At 61.3% G+C, this 15,878-nt stretch carries 12 protein-coding genes; 10 read left to right on the forward strand and 2 right to left on the reverse strand.

The window, feature by feature from the left end:
• Positions 1-93 precede the first annotated feature (93 nt).
• Positions 94-2,052: a dihydrolipoyllysine-residue acetyltransferase gene (aceF, locus tag JIO00_RS02305; RefSeq protein WP_200667542.1), complete on the reverse strand. Its 1,959-nt coding sequence runs from the start codon at positions 2,050-2,052 to the stop codon at positions 94-96.
• Positions 2,053-2,063: 11 nt separating this feature from the next.
• A complete protein-coding gene (gene aceE / locus JIO00_RS02310; RefSeq protein ID WP_010464306.1) occupies positions 2,064-4,709 on the reverse strand; it encodes a pyruvate dehydrogenase (acetyl-transferring), homodimeric type in 2,646 nt (881 codons plus the stop codon).
• A 235-nt stretch (positions 4,710-4,944) separates the two neighbouring features.
• On the opposite strand from aceE, the gene JIO00_RS02315 reads away from it, so the two are divergent.
• The 10 genes from JIO00_RS02315 to JIO00_RS02360 all read left to right on the forward strand — a co-directional run bounded on the left by JIO00_RS02315 (position 4,945) and on the right by JIO00_RS02360 (position 15,873).
• Entirely contained in the window at positions 4,945-5,097 is a 153-nt protein-coding gene (locus tag JIO00_RS02315) for a hypothetical protein (protein ID WP_200667543.1), read from the forward strand.
• On the forward strand, positions 5,094-8,033 hold the full coding sequence (gene glnE / locus JIO00_RS02320; RefSeq protein ID WP_200667544.1) for a bifunctional [glutamate--ammonia ligase]-adenylyl-L-tyrosine phosphorylase/[glutamate--ammonia-ligase] adenylyltransferase: 2,940 nt from the start codon (positions 5,094-5,096) through the stop codon (positions 8,031-8,033). The genes JIO00_RS02315 and glnE overlap by 4 nt, the downstream gene beginning before the upstream one ends.
• 307 nt (positions 8,034-8,340) lie before the next feature.
• Positions 8,341-9,375, forward strand: a complete 1,035-nt coding sequence (waaF, locus tag JIO00_RS02325) for a lipopolysaccharide heptosyltransferase II (protein WP_010464302.1) — start codon at positions 8,341-8,343, stop codon at positions 9,373-9,375.
• A 1-nt stretch (position 9,376) separates the two neighbouring features.
• Positions 9,377-10,438 carry a lipopolysaccharide heptosyltransferase I gene (gene waaC / locus JIO00_RS02330; protein WP_172792080.1) on the forward strand — a complete coding sequence of 354 codons (1,062 nt, stop codon included), beginning with the start codon at positions 9,377-9,379 and terminating at the stop codon, positions 10,436-10,438.
• Complete coding sequence (locus tag JIO00_RS02335; RefSeq protein WP_077747649.1) at positions 10,438-11,559, forward strand: glycosyltransferase family 4 protein; 1,122 nt, start codon at positions 10,438-10,440, stop codon at positions 11,557-11,559. Before waaC ends, JIO00_RS02335 begins: the two co-directional genes overlap by 1 nt.
• Positions 11,559-12,365, forward strand: a complete 807-nt coding sequence (gene rfaP, locus JIO00_RS02340; RefSeq protein ID WP_154502775.1) for a lipopolysaccharide core heptose(I) kinase RfaP — start codon at positions 11,559-11,561, stop codon at positions 12,363-12,365. The genes JIO00_RS02335 and rfaP overlap by 1 nt, the downstream gene beginning before the upstream one ends.
• Positions 12,365-13,099 (forward strand): lipopolysaccharide kinase InaA family protein, encoded by a 735-nt coding sequence (locus tag JIO00_RS02345; RefSeq protein ID WP_010464295.1) that lies wholly within the window; start codon positions 12,365-12,367, stop codon positions 13,097-13,099. Before rfaP ends, JIO00_RS02345 begins: the two co-directional genes overlap by 1 nt.
• The gene (locus JIO00_RS02350; protein ID WP_077747651.1) at positions 13,096-13,848 is read left to right on the forward strand and encodes a lipopolysaccharide kinase InaA family protein; all 753 of its coding nucleotides are present in this window, start codon (positions 13,096-13,098) and stop codon (positions 13,846-13,848) included. The genes JIO00_RS02345 and JIO00_RS02350 overlap by 4 nt, the downstream gene beginning before the upstream one ends.
• A complete protein-coding gene (locus JIO00_RS02355; RefSeq protein WP_154502778.1) occupies positions 13,848-15,299 on the forward strand; it encodes a lipopolysaccharide kinase InaA family protein in 1,452 nt (483 codons plus the stop codon). The genes JIO00_RS02350 and JIO00_RS02355 overlap by 1 nt, the downstream gene beginning before the upstream one ends.
• 238 nt (positions 15,300-15,537) lie before the next feature.
• Positions 15,538-15,873, forward strand: a complete 336-nt coding sequence (locus JIO00_RS02360) for a YceK/YidQ family lipoprotein (RefSeq protein WP_083375197.1) — start codon at positions 15,538-15,540, stop codon at positions 15,871-15,873.
• The last annotated feature ends 5 nt before the right edge of the window (positions 15,874-15,878 follow it).

The following is a 15,878-nucleotide window of genomic DNA, read 5'->3' on the forward strand; positions in this document are numbered from 1 at the left end:
AGCCCCGCCAAATTGGCGGGGTTGAGGTACGAGCGTGGCGCTCGGAAAACATGGAACGCGACGGGCCCTCCGATGAAGGAGGGCCGGCCGGTGTTACAGCAGGATGGTACGGATGTCCGCCAGCAGGCTGCTCAGACGCTGGGTGAAGCGTGCAGCAGCAGCGCCGTTGATCACGCGGTGATCGTAGGACAGCGACAGTGGCAGCATCAGTTTCGGCTGGAAGGCTTTGCCGTCCCAGACTGGCTGGATGGTTGCCTTGGAAACACCGAGGATCGCCACTTCCGGCGCGTTGACGATCGGCGTGAAGCCGGTGCCGCCAATGTGGCCGAGGCTGGAAATGGTGAAGCAGGCGCCTTGCATGTCGTCAGCGGTGAGCTTTTTGTCGCGGGCTTTGGCGGCCAGCGCAGCGGCTTCGGCTGCCAGTTGCAACAGGCTCTTCTGGTCGACGTTCTTGATGACCGGTACCAGCAGGCCTTCAGGGGTGTCGACGGCGAAGCCGATGTTCACGTACTTCTTGCGGATGATCGCCTTGCCGCTTGGCGCCAGCGAACTGTTGAAGTCCGGCAGTTCCTTGAGCAGGTGCGCGCACGACTTGAGCAGCAGCGGCAGGATGGTCAGCTTGACGCCGGCCTTCTCTGCGACGGCTTTCTGAGCGATGCGGAACGCTTCCAGGTCGGTGATATCAGCCGAATCGAACTGAGTCACGTGCGGGATGTTCAGCCAGCTGCGGTGCAGGCTCGACGCGCCGATTTGCATCAGGCGAGTCATCGGCACTTCTTCGGTTTCACCGAAGCGGCTGAAGTCCACGACCGGAATCGGCGGGATACCCGCGCCGCCGGTTGCGCCGGCAGCAGCGGCCGGTGCTTCCTTGGCCTTCTGCATCATCGCTTTGACGTAAACCTGCACGTCTTCTTTGAGGATGCGACCGTGCGGGCCACTGGCGCCGACGGCGCTCAGCTCGACGCCGAATTCACGGGCCAGTTGGCGTACAGCCGGGCCAGCGTGAACCTTGGCGCCCGGCTTGGCCGGTGCGGCAGGTGCCGGAGCAGCAGGTGCTGCGGCGGCCGGAGCAGGAGCAGGAGCGCTCGGTGCAGCAGCGGCTGGAGCCGGAGCAGCGGCCGGCGCAGCGCCTTTGACTTTCAGCTTCAGAATCAGGTCGCCAGTACCGACTTCGTCATCCAGCTTGATGGAAACGCTTTCCACCACGCCAGCGGCGGGCGATGGAATTTCCATGCTCGCCTTGTCGGATTCCAGTGTGATCAGCGACTGGTCGGCGGTGACGGTGTCGCCGGCCTTGACCAGTACTTCGATGATCTTGGCCTTGCCCGACGAACCGATGTCCGGGACATGAATGTCCTGGACGCTATCGGCAACCGGTGCGGCCGGGGCCGCAGCGGCTGGCGCCGGAGCAGCGGCAGCAGGCGCAGCAGCCTGGGCTGGCGCGGCAGCAGCAGGGGCCGCAGCACCCGCCACTTCCAGATCCAGAATCAGGTCACCCGTACCGACTTCGTCGTTGAGCTTGACGCTGATGGCCTTGACCACGCCAGCGGCAGGCGATGGGATTTCCATGCTGGCCTTGTCGGATTCCAGGGTGATCAGCGACTGATCAGCCTCGACGGTGTCGCCGACCTTGACCTGGATCTCGATGATCTGGGCCTTGCCCGCCGAACCGATATCCGGCACGTGCACTTGCTGAACCGAAGCGGCAGCAGGCGCGGCTGCTGGCGCTGGAGCAGCGGCGGCGGCAGGCGCAGCAGCCGGTTTCTCTTCAGCTTTTTCAGCCGGCGCAGCGGCAGCCGCAGGGGCCGCAGCAGAGGCACCTTCGACTTCCAGCTCCAGCAGTTCGTCGCCTTCTTTCAGGCGATCGCCCAGCTTCACTTTCAAACTTTTGACGATGCCGGCCTTGGGAGCAGGGACTTCCATGCTCGCCTTGTCCGATTCCAGCGTCAGGATGCTCTGTTCGGCTTCGATACGGTCGCCGACCTTCACAAACAGTTCAATTACTTCACCTTCACCGCTGCCGATGTCAGGTACGCGAATGAGTTCGCTCACAGAGTGTCTCCTCAGCAGTCCAGTGGGTTGCGTTTTTCCGGGTTGATCCCGAACTTGGCGATGGCCTCGGCCACCACTTTAGGTTCGATGTCACCACGGTCAGCCAAGGCTTCCAGGGCTGCCAACACCACGAAATGACGGTCGACTTCGAAGAAGTGACGCAGCTTCTTGCGGCTGTCACTGCGGCCGAAACCGTCGGTGCCCAGGACTTTGAATTCCTTGGACGGGACCCACTGACGAATTTGCTCAGCGAACAGCTTCATGTAGTCGGTAGACGCGATGACCGGACCTTTACGGCCGTTCAGGCACTCTTCGACATAGCTCAGTTTAGGCTTCTGGCCCGGATGCAGACGGTTGGTGCGCTCGACGGCCAGGCCATCGCGACGCAGTTCGTTGAAGCTGGTAACGCTCCAGACGTCGGCGGCAACGTTGAACTCTTCACGCAGAATTTTCGCCGCTTCACGGACTTCACGCAGGATGGTGCCGGAGCCCATCAGCTGAACGTGGTGCGCCGCTTCGCGGGTGTCTTCTTCGAGCAGGTACATGCCCTTGATGATGCCTTCCTCGACACCGGCCGGCATGGCTGGCTGCTGATAGGACTCATTCATCACGGTGATGTAGTAGAAAACGTCCTGCTGCTCTTCGGTCATCTTCTTCATGCCGTCCTGGATGATCACCGCCAGCTCGTAGCCGTAGGTTGGATCAAAGGTGCGGCAGTTCGGGATGGTGGCAGCCAGGATGTGGCTGTGACCGTCTTCGTGTTGCAGGCCTTCGCCGTTCAGCGTGGTCCGGCCGGCGGTGCCGCCGATCAGGAAGCCACGGGTACGGCTGTCGCCTGCAGCCCAAGCCAGGTCGCCGATGCGCTGGAAGCCGAACATCGAATAGAAGATGTAGAACGGCAGCATTGGCTGGTTGTGGCTGGAGTACGAAGTACCGGCTGCAATGAAGGAGCTCATGGCGCCCGCTTCGTTGATGCCTTCTTCGAGGATCTGGCCCTTCTTGTCTTCCTTGTAGAACATCACCTGGTCTTTATCGACTGGCTCGTAGAGCTGGCCGACGGACGAGTAGATGCCCAACTGACGGAACATGCCTTCCATACCGAAGGTACGGGCTTCGTCCGGGATGATCGGGACGATGCGCGGGCCGATTTCCTTGTCCTTGACCAGCTGCGCGAGGATCCGCACGAAGGCCATGGTGGTGGAGATTTCACGGTCGCCCGAGCCATCAAGAATCGCCTTGAGGGTATCGAGTGACGGCGTCGGCACGCTGAAGCTTTGCGCGCGGCGCTGAGGCACGAAACCGCCCAATGCAGTGCGGCGCTCGCTCAGGTAGCGGGCTTCGGCGCTGTTTGGCTCTGGCTTGAAGAACGGCAGGTTTTCCAGCTCTTCGTCGCGAACCGGAATGTCGAAACGATCGCGGAACAGCTTCAGGCTTTCAACATCAACCTTCTTGGTGTTGTGCGCGGTGTTTTTCGCTTCGCCGGCACCGGTGCCATAACCCTTGATGGTCTTGGCGAGGATGACGGTCGGTTGTTCTTTGTGGTTGACCGCTTCGTGGTACGCCGCGTAGACCTTGTACGGGTCGTGGCCGCCACGGTTGAGTTTCCAGATCTCGTCGTCGGACAGATCAGCAACCATCGCCTTGAGTTCTGGCGAGTTGAAGAAGTGTTCACGCACGAACGCGCCGTCTTTGGCTTTGTAGTTCTGGTACTCGCCGTCGATGACTTCGTCCATGCGACGTTGCAGGATACCGTCGACGTCTTTGGCCAGCAGTGGGTCCCAGAAACGGCCCCAGATGACCTTGGTCACGTTCCACTGAGCACCGCGGAACACGCCTTCGAGTTCCTGGATGATCTTGCCGTTGCCGCGAACCGGGCCGTCGAGGCGCTGCAGGTTGCAGTTGATGACAAAGATCAGGTTGTCGAGCTTCTCGCGGCCAGCCAGCGAGATCGCGCCCAGGGATTCTGGCTCGTCGCACTCGCCGTCGCCCAGGAAGCACCAGACTTTCTGCTTGCCTTCAGGGATGAAACCACGTGCTTCCAGGTACTTCATGAAACGTGCCTGGTAGATCGCCTGGATCGGGCCCAGACCCATGGATACGGTCGGGAACTGCCAGAAATCAGGCATCAGCCAAGGGTGCGGATAGGAAGACAGGCCTTGACCATCGACTTCCTGGCGGAAGTTGTTCATCTGGTCTTCGGTGATGCGGCCTTCCATGAACGCACGGGCGTAAACGCCTGGCGAGGTGTGGCCCTGGAAGTAGATCAGGTCGCCGCCGTGTTCATCGGTCGGGGCCTGGAAGAAATAGTTGAAGCCGATGTCATACAGGGTGGCGCTGGAGGCGAAGCTGGAGATGTGACCGCCCAGGTCCGAATCTTTCAGGTTCGTGCGCATTACCATGGCCATCGCGTTCCAGCGTACCAGCGAGCGAATGCGGCGTTCCATGAACAGGTCGCCAGGCATGCGTGCTTCGTGGGTAACGGGAATGGTGTTGCGGTATGGCGTGGTGATGGCGTAAGGCAACTGCGAACCGCTGCGGGTTGCGAGTTCGCCCATACGGGTCATCAGATAGTGAGCGCGGTCTTCGCCTTCTTTGTCGAGAACCGATTCCAGGGCGTCCAGCCATTCCTGGGTTTCGACGGGATCGAGGTCTTGCATGGCTTGCTCCAGGGCGGAAAGGCTTCCAGAATCGGTTGCCTGAGTTTGCGACTGGCCTTGTGGGCAGACGATATAAATTCTTGGATTGCCGAGTGGTAGGTTCCGGCGGCGTGTAGTTTTACTACAAATCATCGGGCATTTCAGCTATCTGGATGTATATACGAGTAGTAAAACTACAGATGAGCGGCTTGTGGCCTCCGGCTGCGTTGTGAGAATAATCGTTAAGGTTGGTCTTTTGCCAACCGAAAAAGGTGAAAGCTTGATGCTGTCTGCCAAAAATAAAGAAATTTCAGCTATTTCTAACCTTTGTTCGACAGTCGATCACGTAGTGCGTTTTGAAAAATCACTACATGCCGCCCTCTACACGCCGATCAAGGATAGACCATGAGCCTCCCTCCGCTTGCCGAACTGCCCGGCATTCTCCTGCCGTTTGTCACCCGCGCCGAGCAGTCGTTCCGTACCGCCGTTGCCGAGTTGGAAGATGACCATGGCTTGTCTGCCTGGACAGCTGAGCGCTGGGCGCAATTCGCCCGCGTCACCGCCGCCAGCGATTTCGTGACCGAACAGAGTGTGCGTGACCCCTTGATGTTGCTGGCGCTGGTGCAGTCCGGCGAACTGGACCGCAGCTTCGCCCCCGGCGAGTTGTGCGGGCAGATCGCGGCAGCGGTGAATGCGGCCGAAACCGATGACGAGCTTGGTCGCGCCTTGCGCCGTCAGCGCACCCGTCAGCAAGTGCGGATCATCTGGCGCGACCTGACTCGTCAGGCTGATCTGGTCCAGACCTGCCGCGACCTCTCGGACATGGCCGATGCGAGTATCGATCAGGCCTATCAGTGGTTGTACTTGCGGCATTGCCAGCAGTTCGGCGTGCCCACCGGCCGGCGCAGCGGCGAGCCGCAGCAGATGGTCATCCTCGGCATGGGCAAGCTCGGCGCGGTGGAGCTCAACCTGTCATCGGACATCGACCTGATCTTCGCCTACCCCGAGGGTGGCGAAACCGTCGGCGTGAAACGCTCGCTGGATAACCAGGAATTCTTCATTCGTCTCGGCCAGCGCCTGATCAAGGCGCTGGACCCGATGACCGTCGACGGTTTTGTATTCCGGGTCGACATGCGTCTGCGGCCTTACGGCTCGGCCGGTGCCCTGGTGTTGAGCTTCAACGCGCTGGAGCAGTATTACCAGGACCAGGGCCGCGACTGGGAACGCTACGCGATGATCAAGTCGCGGGTGGTGGCTGGCGATCAAGTGGCCGGCGCGCAACTGCAAGAGATGCTGCGCCCGTTCGTTTACCGGCGTTACCTCGACTTCTCGGCGATCGAAGCGCTGCGCACCATGAAGCAGCTGATCCAGCAGGAAGTGCGGCGCAAAGGCATGGCCGACAACATCAAGCTCGGCTCGGGCGGCATCCGCGAAGTGGAGTTTATCGCCCAGGCGTTCCAGCTGATCCACGGCGGTCGCGACCTGAGCCTGCAGCAACGCCCTCTATTAAAAGTACTGAGCACCCTGGAAGGTCAGGGTTACCTGCCGCCGGCGGTGATCAGCGAGCTGCGCGAAGGCTATGAATTCCTGCGGTACACCGAGCACGCGATCCAGGCGATTGCCGACCGCCAGACCCAGATGCTGCCGGACGGTGCGCAGGATCAGGCGCGCATTGCCTTTATGTTGGGCTTCGCTGACTGGGAGGCTTTCCATGCGCAGCTTATGTATTGGCGAGGCCGCGTGGCCTGGCACTTTGGACAAGTGATCGCCGATCCCGATGAAGAGGAAGGCACCGAAAGCGAAGTGGTGGTCGGCGGCGAATGGCTGCCGCTGTGGGAAGAGGCCCAGGATGAAGAAGCCGCCTGCCGCCAGTTGGAAGAGGGCGGTTTTGCCGATGCCACCAAGGCACTGAAAGCGTTGGCCGGTTTGCGCAGCAGCCCGCAGTTGCGCGCGATGCAGCGTCTGGGGCGCGAACGCCTCGATGCATTTATTCCGCGTTTGCTGGCTCAGGCGGTCGAGCATGCCAATCCGGATCTGGTACTTGAGCGCGTGCTGCCGCTGGTTGAAGCGGTGGCCCGTCGCTCGGCGTATCTGGTGCTGCTGACCGAGAACCCCGGCGCCCTGCGACGTTTGCTGACCTTGTGCGCGGCAAGCCCATGGATCGCCGAGCAGATCACCCGCTTCCCGCTGCTGCTCGACGAATTGCTCAATGAAGGTCGATTGTTCAAGCCCCCCCTGGCGCCGGAACTGGCCGCCGAGTTGCGCGAGCGCCTGACGCGGATTCCCGAAGACGACCTCGAACAGCAAATGGAAGCCCTGCGCCATTTCAAACTGGCGCACCGCTTGCGGGTCGCCGCTTCGGAAATCGCCGGCAGCCTGCCGTTGATGAAAGTCAGCGATTACCTGACCTGGCTGGCTGAAGCGATCCTCGCACAAGTACTGGCCCTGGCCTGGCGCCAGACCGTGGCCAAATATGGCACGCCACTGCGCACCGACGGCACGTTGTGCGATCCGGGCTTCATTATTGTCGGTTATGGGAAAGTCGGCGGACTGGAATTGGGGCATGGTTCGGACCTTGACCTGGTGTTCATCCATGACGGTGATCCGCAGGCGGAAACCGACGGAGCGAAACCTATCGACGGCGCGCAGTTTTTCACCCGGTTGGGGCAGCGGATCATTCATTTGATTACCACCCAGACCAACTCCGGCCAGCTGTATGAAGTCGATATGCGCCTGCGACCTTCCGGCGCCTCGGGGTTGCTGGTGAGTTCGGTCGGGGCGTTTGCCCGCTACCAGGAAAACGAAGCCTGGACCTGGGAACATCAGGCACTGGTGCGGGCCCGGGTGCTGGTGGGCAGCCAGGATGTCGGCCAGGCATTCGAGAAGGTGCGCGCGACGATATTGGGCAAACACCGGGACCTGGCGACCTTGCGTCAGGAGGTGAGCGAGATGCGCGCCAAGATGCGCGATAACCTCGGTAGCAAGAGCACCGCAGCCGGCACGGCGGCAAATGCCTTCGAGGCCACGGCGCCATTCGATCTCAAGCAGGACGCCGGAGGTATCGTCGATATTGAATTTATGGTGCAATACGCGGCCCTGGCGTGGTCCGAAACACACCCGCCATTGCTGCGCTGGACGGATAACATCCGCATTCTGGAAGAGCTGGAACACGAAGGGCTGATGCCTGCCGAAGACGCCAGCCTGCTACGCGAGGCCTACAAGGCCTACCGTTCCGCCGCCCACCGGCAGGCCTTGCAGAAGGACCCCGGGGTGATACCGGGTGACCAGTTTGTCGATGAGCGTCGGCAGGTATTGCGGATCTGGCGTGAACTAGGGTTAAGCTGAAACGCGCGAGTTGAAGCAACAAGATTCAAATGTGGGAGCGAGCCTGCTCGCGAAGGCGGGGTGTCAGTCGCCATCGATGCTGGATGTGACGGCCCCTTCGCGAGCAGGCTCGCTCCCACAGTAGATCTGCTTTGTATCGCAGAACGATGCACACCAAATCCCAATGTGGGAGCGAGCCTGCTCGCGATAGCGGAGTGACAGTCGACAGCAATGTTGAAGGTGATGACCCATCGCAAGCCGACAGGCTCCCGCAGTGATTCTCGAGGCGGGGAGGCGTATGCCTCCCCGGTTCGTTTATGGAAACCACATGAAAATTCTGATCGTTGGGCCCAGTTGGGTCGGTGACATGGTGATGGCGCAGACACTGTTTCAGTGTCTCAAGCAACGCCACCCGCAATGCGAAATCGACGTCCTGGCCCCCGAATGGAGCCGGCCGATCCTGGAGCGCATGCCCGAAGTCCGTCAGGCCTTGAGCTTTCCGCTCGGCCATGGCGCCTTGGAGCTGGCGACGCGTCGGCGCATCGGCAAATCCCTGGCCGGCCAGTACGATCAGGCGATCCTGCTGCCGAACTCCTTGAAGTCGGCGCTGGTGCCGTTCTTCGCCGGCATCCCGAAACGCACCGGCTGGCGCGGCGAGTTCCGCTACGGCCTGCTTAATGACGTGCGCACGCTGGATAAAGAACGTTATCCGCTGATGATCGAGCGCTTCATGGCGCTGGCATTTGAGCGCGGTGCCGAACTGCCGACACCGTATCCACGGCCAAGCCTGCAGATCGACCCGGTCACCCGCGAGGCGGCGCTGGCCAAGTTCGGCCTGACCCTCGACCGCCCGGTGTTGGCCCTGTGCCCAGGTGCAGAGTTCGGCGAATCCAAGCGCTGGCCGTCCGAGCATTACGCCAAGGTCGCCGAAGCGAAGATCCGCGAAGGCTGGCAAGTCTGGCTGTTCGGTTCGAAAAACGATCACGCGGTCGGCGAGGACATCCGCGCGCGGCTGATTCCCGGCCTGCGCGAAGAGTCGGTCAACCTCAGCGGCGGCACCTCCCTGGCCGAAGCCATCGACCTGATGTCCTGCGCCGATTCGGTGGTGTCCAACGACTCCGGCCTGATGCACGTCGCCGCTGCGCTCAACCGCCCGCTGGTGGCCGTCTACGGTTCGACATCGCCGGGCTTCACGCCACCCTTGGCCGAGCACGTCGAGATTGTGCGCCTGGGCCTCGAATGCAGCCCGTGCTTCGATCGCACCTGCCGCTTCGGTCATTACAACTGCCTGCGCCAGCTCATGCCGCAAGCGGTGAACGAAGCCTTGCAGCGGTTGCAGGGCACTGTGGTCGAGGTCAAATAGCTTGCGCGTTCTGTTGATCAAGACATCTTCGCTGGGCGACGTGATTCACGCGTTGCCCGCGTTGACCGACGCGGCGCGGGCGATCCCCGGCATCACGTTCGACTGGGTGGTGGAAGAAGGCTTCGCCGAGATCCCGACCTGGCACCCGGCCGTGGGCAAGGTGATCCCGGTGGCGATCCGTCGCTGGCGCAAGAACCTCTGGCAAACCCTCAAGAGTGGCGAGTGGAAGCGCTTCAAACAAAGCGTTCGCGCCACCCGATACGATCTGGTGATTGATGCCCAGGGCCTGCTCAAAAGCGCCTGGTTGACGCGCTATGTCAAAGCGCCGGTCGCCGGGCTCGACAAGGACTCGGCGCGCGAGCCCATCGCCGCACGTTTCTATTCCCGTCGCCTGGCCGTGGGCCGTGGACAACACGCGGTAGAACGGGTGCGTCAATTGTTCGCTCTGGCCTTGGGCTACGACCTGCCCAAAGGCCTGGGCGATTACGGCTTGAACGTCGAGCGCCTGGTGGAACTGCCGCGCAAGAACCCCTATGTGCTGTTCCTGCACGGCACCACGTGGGACACCAAGCACTGGCCGGAAGCCTATTGGCGCGAACTGGCCGAGCGCGTTGGCTATCTCGGTGTTGCCGTGAAGCTGCCGTGGGGCAATCCGGTCGAGAAGGCCCGGGCCGAACGCATCGCCACCGGGTTCCGGCATGTCGAAGTGCTGCCCAAACTGAACCTGGCCGGTGTCGGCAAAGTGTTGGCTGGTGCTCAAGCCTGCGTGGCCGTGGACACCGGCCTCGGTCATCTGGCCGCCGCGCTCGACGTACCGACCCTGTCGCTGTTCGGTCCGACCAACCCGGGCCTGACCGGTGCCTACGGCAAGGCGCAGATTCACATCGCCAGCGATTTCCCCTGCGCGCCGTGCCTGCAAAAGAAATGTACGTATCAACCGACGGCCGAAGATGCCCGTCAGTTCGACCTGAAACGCGAGTGGCCCCTGTGCTTCACGCGTCTGAATCCCGAGCGTGTCGCGACCCGACTGAGCACGTTGTTACTGGCTGAGGAGCTGCGCTGATGCAATTGGCATTCGTCTTGTACAAGTACTTTCCGTTCGGGGGGTTGCAGCGCGATTTCATGCGCATCGCCCTGGAGTGCCAACAGCGCGGCCATCAGATTCGCGTCTACACGCTGATCTGGGAAGGCGATGTCCCGCCGGGTTTCGAAGTGCTGGTGGCGCCGGTCAAGGCGTTCTTCAATCATCGCCGTAATGAAAAGCTCAGCGAGTGGATGGAAGCGGACCTGGCCAAGCGTCCTGTGGACCGTCTGATCGGCTTCAACAAGATGCCGGGCCTGGACGTTTACTACGCCGCCGATGGTTGCTTTGAAGACAAGGCGCAGAACCTGCGCAACTCGCTGTACCGTCGTTGGGGCCGCTACCGGCACTTCGCCGAGTACGAGCGCGCGGTGTTCGCCAAGGACGCCAAGACGGAAGTGCTGATGATTTCCGAAGTCCAGCAGCCGCTGTTCATCAAACATTACGACACACCGCTGGAACGCTTCCATTTGCTGCCGCCGGGGATCTCCCAGGACCGGCGCGCACCCGCCAATGCCGCCGAAATCCGAGCCGATTTCCGTCGCGAATTCAACCTCAAGGACGATGAGCTGCTGCTGGTGCAGATCGGCTCCGGGTTCAAGACCAAGGGGGTGGATCGCAGCCTCAAGGCGCTGGCCGCGTTGCCCGCTGATCTGAAGAAACGCACCCGGCTGTTTGTAATTGGCCAGGATGACCCCAAATTATTCCAGATGCAGAGCGCCACTTTGGGGCTCGGCGACAACGTGACGTTCCTCAAGGGGCGCAGCGATATCCCACGTTTCCTGCTGGGTGCCGACCTGCTGATTCATCCGGCGTATAACGAAAACACCGGGACTGTGTTGCTCGAAGCCCTGGTGGCCGGGTTGCCGGTATTGGTGAGCGCGGTCTGTGGTTACGCCCATTACATCGCCGAGGCCGACGCCGGCCTGGTGTTGGACGAACCGTTCGATCAGGCGCAGCTGACCCAGTACCTGACCGGCATGTTGAACGACGCTCAAGCACGGGCGGCCTGGAGCCGCAACGGTCTGGCCTTCGCTGAGACGGCCGACCTCTACAGCATGCCGCAGCACGCGGCCGATGTGATTCTGGCGGAGCACGCTTAATGAAGTTGATGCTGGCTGAACCGTTCAAGAGCCTTTGGGCCGGACGCGATGCGTTCACCGAAGTGGAAGGCTTGCAGGGCGAGGTTTACCGTGAACTGGAAGCGCGCCGGACCTTGCGCACTGAAGTGAACGGCAATGGCTTTTTCGTGAAGATCCACCGTGGCATCGGCTGGGGCGAGATCTTCAAGAACCTGCTGACGGCCAAGCTGCCGGTACTCGGCGCGGGTCAGGAGTGGAAGGCCATTCAGCGCCTCAAAGAAGTCGGCGTACCGACTATGACCGCCGTCGCTTATGGCGAAAAGGGCAGCAACCCGGCGGATCAACACTCGTTTATCGTCACCGAAGAACTGGCGCCCACCGTCAGCCTCGAAGACTTCAGCATCGACTGGATCAAGAACCCGCCCGAGCCCAGACTCAAACGCGCGCTGATCGCCGAAGTCGCGCGCATGACCGGCATGATGCACCGCGCCGGGGTCAACCACCGCGACTGCTACATCTGCCACTTCCTGCTGCACACCGATAAACCGGTGACGGCTGAAGACTTCAAGCTCTCGGTGATCGACCTGCACCGCGCCCAGACCCGGCCGGCCATTACCCAGCGCTGGCGCAACAAGGATCTGGCGGCGTTGTACTTTTCGGCCCTGGACATCGGCCTGACCCAACGCGACAAATTGCGATTCCTCAAAGGCTACTTCCAGCAGCCATTGCGCCAGATTCTGGCTGAAGAAGCGTCGCTGCTCGCCTGGCTTGAAGGCAAAGCCAACAAACTTTACGACCGTAAACAGCGATACGGGGATGCGCTCTGATGCCCGGTTGGAAGCTGGAACCTGCTTACAGCGATCTGACGGAAGATTTTGGCAGCCTGGAAGCAGTGTTTGCGCTTCAGGGTGAACGCCTGACCCGCGACCCGTTGTCCGAGGTCATCCGCGTCAATCGCAACGGCGTCAATTATTACGTCAAGCGCTACGTGGGTGCCGGCAAAGGCCTGCGCCGCTACCTGGGCAAACCCCGGGTCAAGGCCGAATGGCAGAACCTCAAGCGCTTCGCCAAGTGGGGCATTCCGACCGCTGAAGTGGTTGCCTGGGGGCTGGAGCGGCGAGGCGCGGCGTATGCTCGTGGCGCGATGATCACCCGCGAACTGCCCAACACCGAAGACTTGTCGGCCCTCGCCGACCGCCACGATCCCAAGCTGGCGGACCGCGCCTGGGTCGATTCCGTCAGCCGTCAGTTGGCCGGTTACACCCGGACCATGCACGACAACCGTTTCACCCATAACGATTTGAAGTGGCGTAATCTGCTGATCGACGATGAGGCCAAGCTGTTCCTGATCGATTGCCCCAACGGCGATTTCTGGCGCGGCTTCTGGCTCAAATACCGGATCACCAAAGACCTGGCCTGCCTCGACAAGGTGGCGAAATATCACCTGTCGGCCACCCAGCGCCTGCGCTTTTACCTGCAATACCGCCAGCGTGACCGGCTGAATGCCGACGACAAAAAACGCATCCGGCACGTGGTGAGATTTTTCGAGGGGCGCGAATGACTGATTTCCTGGCCGCTGAAGACCGTGCGCTGCTTGAGCGCCATGGCCTCGGCACGTTCGATGCACTCTGGGACAAGCAACTTGAGGCGGTGGATGAGCCCAACACCGTCAGTGGCGGCTGGAGCAGCGTGTTTCGGCTGGATCTGGAAGGTCATGGCTACTACCTCAAGCGCCAGAGCAACTACCTGACGCGCACCTTCCATGCGCCGTTCGGCGAACCGAGTTTTGCCCGCGAGTTTCGCAACATCAGTCGTTATCAGAAGCTGGGTATTCCGGCGCTGAAAGCGGCGTTTTTTGGTGAGCGCAAAGTCGATGGGGAAGTGCGGGCGGTTCTGCTGACCCGGGCGTTGGACGGTTGGGATGACCTGGATTCGCTGTTACAGCGCTGGTCGGACCTGAGCGAAGCGCAACACACGGCCATCATGAAAGCCTGTGGCGAGCTGGCGCGGCGCCTGCACGGCGTGCGCCAGCTTCACGGCTGTTTCTACCCCAAGCACATTTTCCTCCAGGCCACGGGTGAGGGTTATCAGGCGCAGTTGATCGACCTGGAAAAAACCCGGCCGTTGCTGTTCGGCCAGCGTGACCGGGTCAAGGACCTGGAACCGTTGCTGCGCCGCGCGCCGGAGTGGACCGAAGCGCAGTTGCGCGAATTGCTGGCGGTTTATGTGGATCAGCCACGGGACAGTTCGCTGGTGGACAGTTGGGTTTCGCGCCTCACCGCGCGACGCAGTCACAAGGAGGCGCGCTGATGCGTTTGTCCGAATTGAAAGGCGCGGGCCGCAGCCCGAGCCTGCCGATGAGCATTTCACTGGCCGATGCTGCCGGTCCCGCCGAGTTGCAGTTGCTGAGCTTGTTGCGCGTATTGCCGGGGCAGCGTTATGTCGGCGCCGGCGTGTGGCGCGGCCGGCCGGTGCTGGCCAAGTTGTTGGTCGGCGGCAAGGCGGCGCGGCATTTTCAGCGTGAACTGGACGGCGTGCGTTTGCTCGCCGATCAAGGGCTGACCACTCCGCAGTTGCTGGTGGACGGCCTGAAAGAGGGCGAGGGCGGCTGGCTACTGTTCGATTTCCTCGAAGGCGCCGAGAGCCTGGGGGAGACCTGGAAAAAAGTCGAACACTTGCCGGTGCTGGCTGATATGCAAGGGGCCGTGTTGGCCGAGGCGTTAGGCGCTATCGGCCAAATGCATCGCAAGGGGCTCTGGCAGGAAGACCTTCATCTGGACAATCTCCTGCGTCAGCGAGGTCGGCTGTACCTGATCGATGGCGGCGGAGTCTGTGCTGAAACCCCGGGCCAGCCGCTGTCACGGCAGAAAGTCCTGGAAAACCTCGGCGTATTTTTCGCCCAGTTGCCCAAGTCTTTGGAACCGTTCACCGAAGAATTGCTGGTGTATTACCTGCTGAGTAACGGCGAACACGCCTTGCCGATGGAAGCGTTGCAGAAGCAGATCGACAAGGTTCGCAGCTGGCGCTTGAAGGACTACCTGATCAAGGTGGGGCGCGAGTGTTCGTTGTTCAGCGTCCAGCGCGGGCCTTTTGGCTTGCGGGCTATTCGTCGTGAAGAAGAGGCGGCGATGCTGCCGGTGCTGGAACAGGCCGATGCCTTGCTCGATCAGGGCCATCTGTACAAGACTGGCGGTGCAGCGAGTGTAGGAAAAGTCGAGGTTGGTGGTCGGACGCTGGTGATCAAGCGCTACAACATCAAAGGCTTTGCCCACTGGCTCAAACGCTTCTGGCGTCCGAGCCGTGCCTGGCACTCGTGGCGCGAAGGCAATCGCCTCGCGTTCCTCGGCATCGCCACGCCCAAACCGCTGGCGTTGCTGGAGAAGCGTTTTCTCTGGCTGCGCAGCCGGGCGTACTTGATCACTGAGTATCTGCCGGGGCCGGACATCATCGAGCGCTTTGCGCCGTACGTTGAAAAGGGTGATGCGCCCGAGGCTGAATTGGTGGCGCTGGATCATTTGTTTGCCGAGCTGATCCGCGAGCGCATCAGTCATGGGGATTTCAAGGGGCATAACCTGTTCTGGCAGCAGGATCGCTGGGCGCTGATCGATCTGGATTCGATGTGTCAGCATGGCTCTGTAGGGAGCTTTGCCCCGGCGTATGCGCGGGACCGGGCGCGGTTCATGCGTAACTGGCCCGAGAGCAGTGCGCTGTATCAGGTCATTGACCAGCGTCTGCCCAAAGACATCTCTGGCGCGGCCTGAATCGGGTCTTCGACCCTATCGTCGGAACGCCGCCCGGAGCCGGCTCGCTCCCACAGGGGCTCTGTGTTCACCGCAGATCAAATGTAGGAGCGAGCCTGCTCGCGATGGGGCCAGAACAGACACCCGAGATTAAGAGGACAAGTTCTTGTGAACCGTCCTACATGATCCCCAGACCCCGTGAACTGTGCGCTGAAGAGCCGCGATGCTAGTTTCGCCTGACGTTCACGGAGGGCAAACCTTGACCATAAAAACGGCTGTTGCAATCGGTACATTCTCACTGGCTTTATCGGGATGCGGGACCGCGCTGACGGTGCTGCAAGATGACGAAGACGCCGCTCGCGGCCTGCGAAAACAAAAAACCTACTGCCAGTCCATCCCCCGCATCTACAGCGGCCTGGCCTACGACTTCTGCATCCTGAATGCCCCGCCAGATCCCACCGGCTTCCTCGTCCCCTTTGTGTTGCTGGACCTGACCCTGTCAGGGGTCATGGACACCGTTTCCTTGCCCTATACGATTTACCGCCAGGCTATCGACGGCAATCTGAGTATTTACTGGCGAGCAGGCCGCGGGTAGCGCTT

Source organism: Pseudomonas sp. SW-3 (genome assembly GCF_016615645.1).
Classification (GTDB): domain Bacteria; phylum Pseudomonadota; class Gammaproteobacteria; order Pseudomonadales; family Pseudomonadaceae; genus Aquipseudomonas; species Aquipseudomonas mandelii.

Coding starts and splice junctions, on each gene's coding strand:
- aceE (WP_010464306.1), bottom strand. CDS start 4,709: ATGCAAGACCTCGATCCCGTCGAAACCCAGGAATGGCTGGACGCCCTG.
- glnE (WP_200667544.1), top strand. CDS start 5,094: ATGAGCCTCCCTCCGCTTGCCGAACTGCCCGGCATTCTCCTGCCGTTT.
- waaF (WP_010464302.1), top strand. CDS start 8,341: ATGAAAATTCTGATCGTTGGGCCCAGTTGGGTCGGTGACATGGTGATG.
- JIO00_RS02335 (WP_077747649.1), top strand. CDS start 10,438: ATGCAATTGGCATTCGTCTTGTACAAGTACTTTCCGTTCGGGGGGTTG.
- rfaP (WP_154502775.1), top strand. CDS start 11,559: ATGAAGTTGATGCTGGCTGAACCGTTCAAGAGCCTTTGGGCCGGACGC.
- JIO00_RS02345 (WP_010464295.1), top strand. CDS start 12,365: ATGCCCGGTTGGAAGCTGGAACCTGCTTACAGCGATCTGACGGAAGAT.
- JIO00_RS02350 (WP_077747651.1), top strand. CDS start 13,096: ATGACTGATTTCCTGGCCGCTGAAGACCGTGCGCTGCTTGAGCGCCAT.
- JIO00_RS02355 (WP_154502778.1), top strand. CDS start 13,848: ATGCGTTTGTCCGAATTGAAAGGCGCGGGCCGCAGCCCGAGCCTGCCG.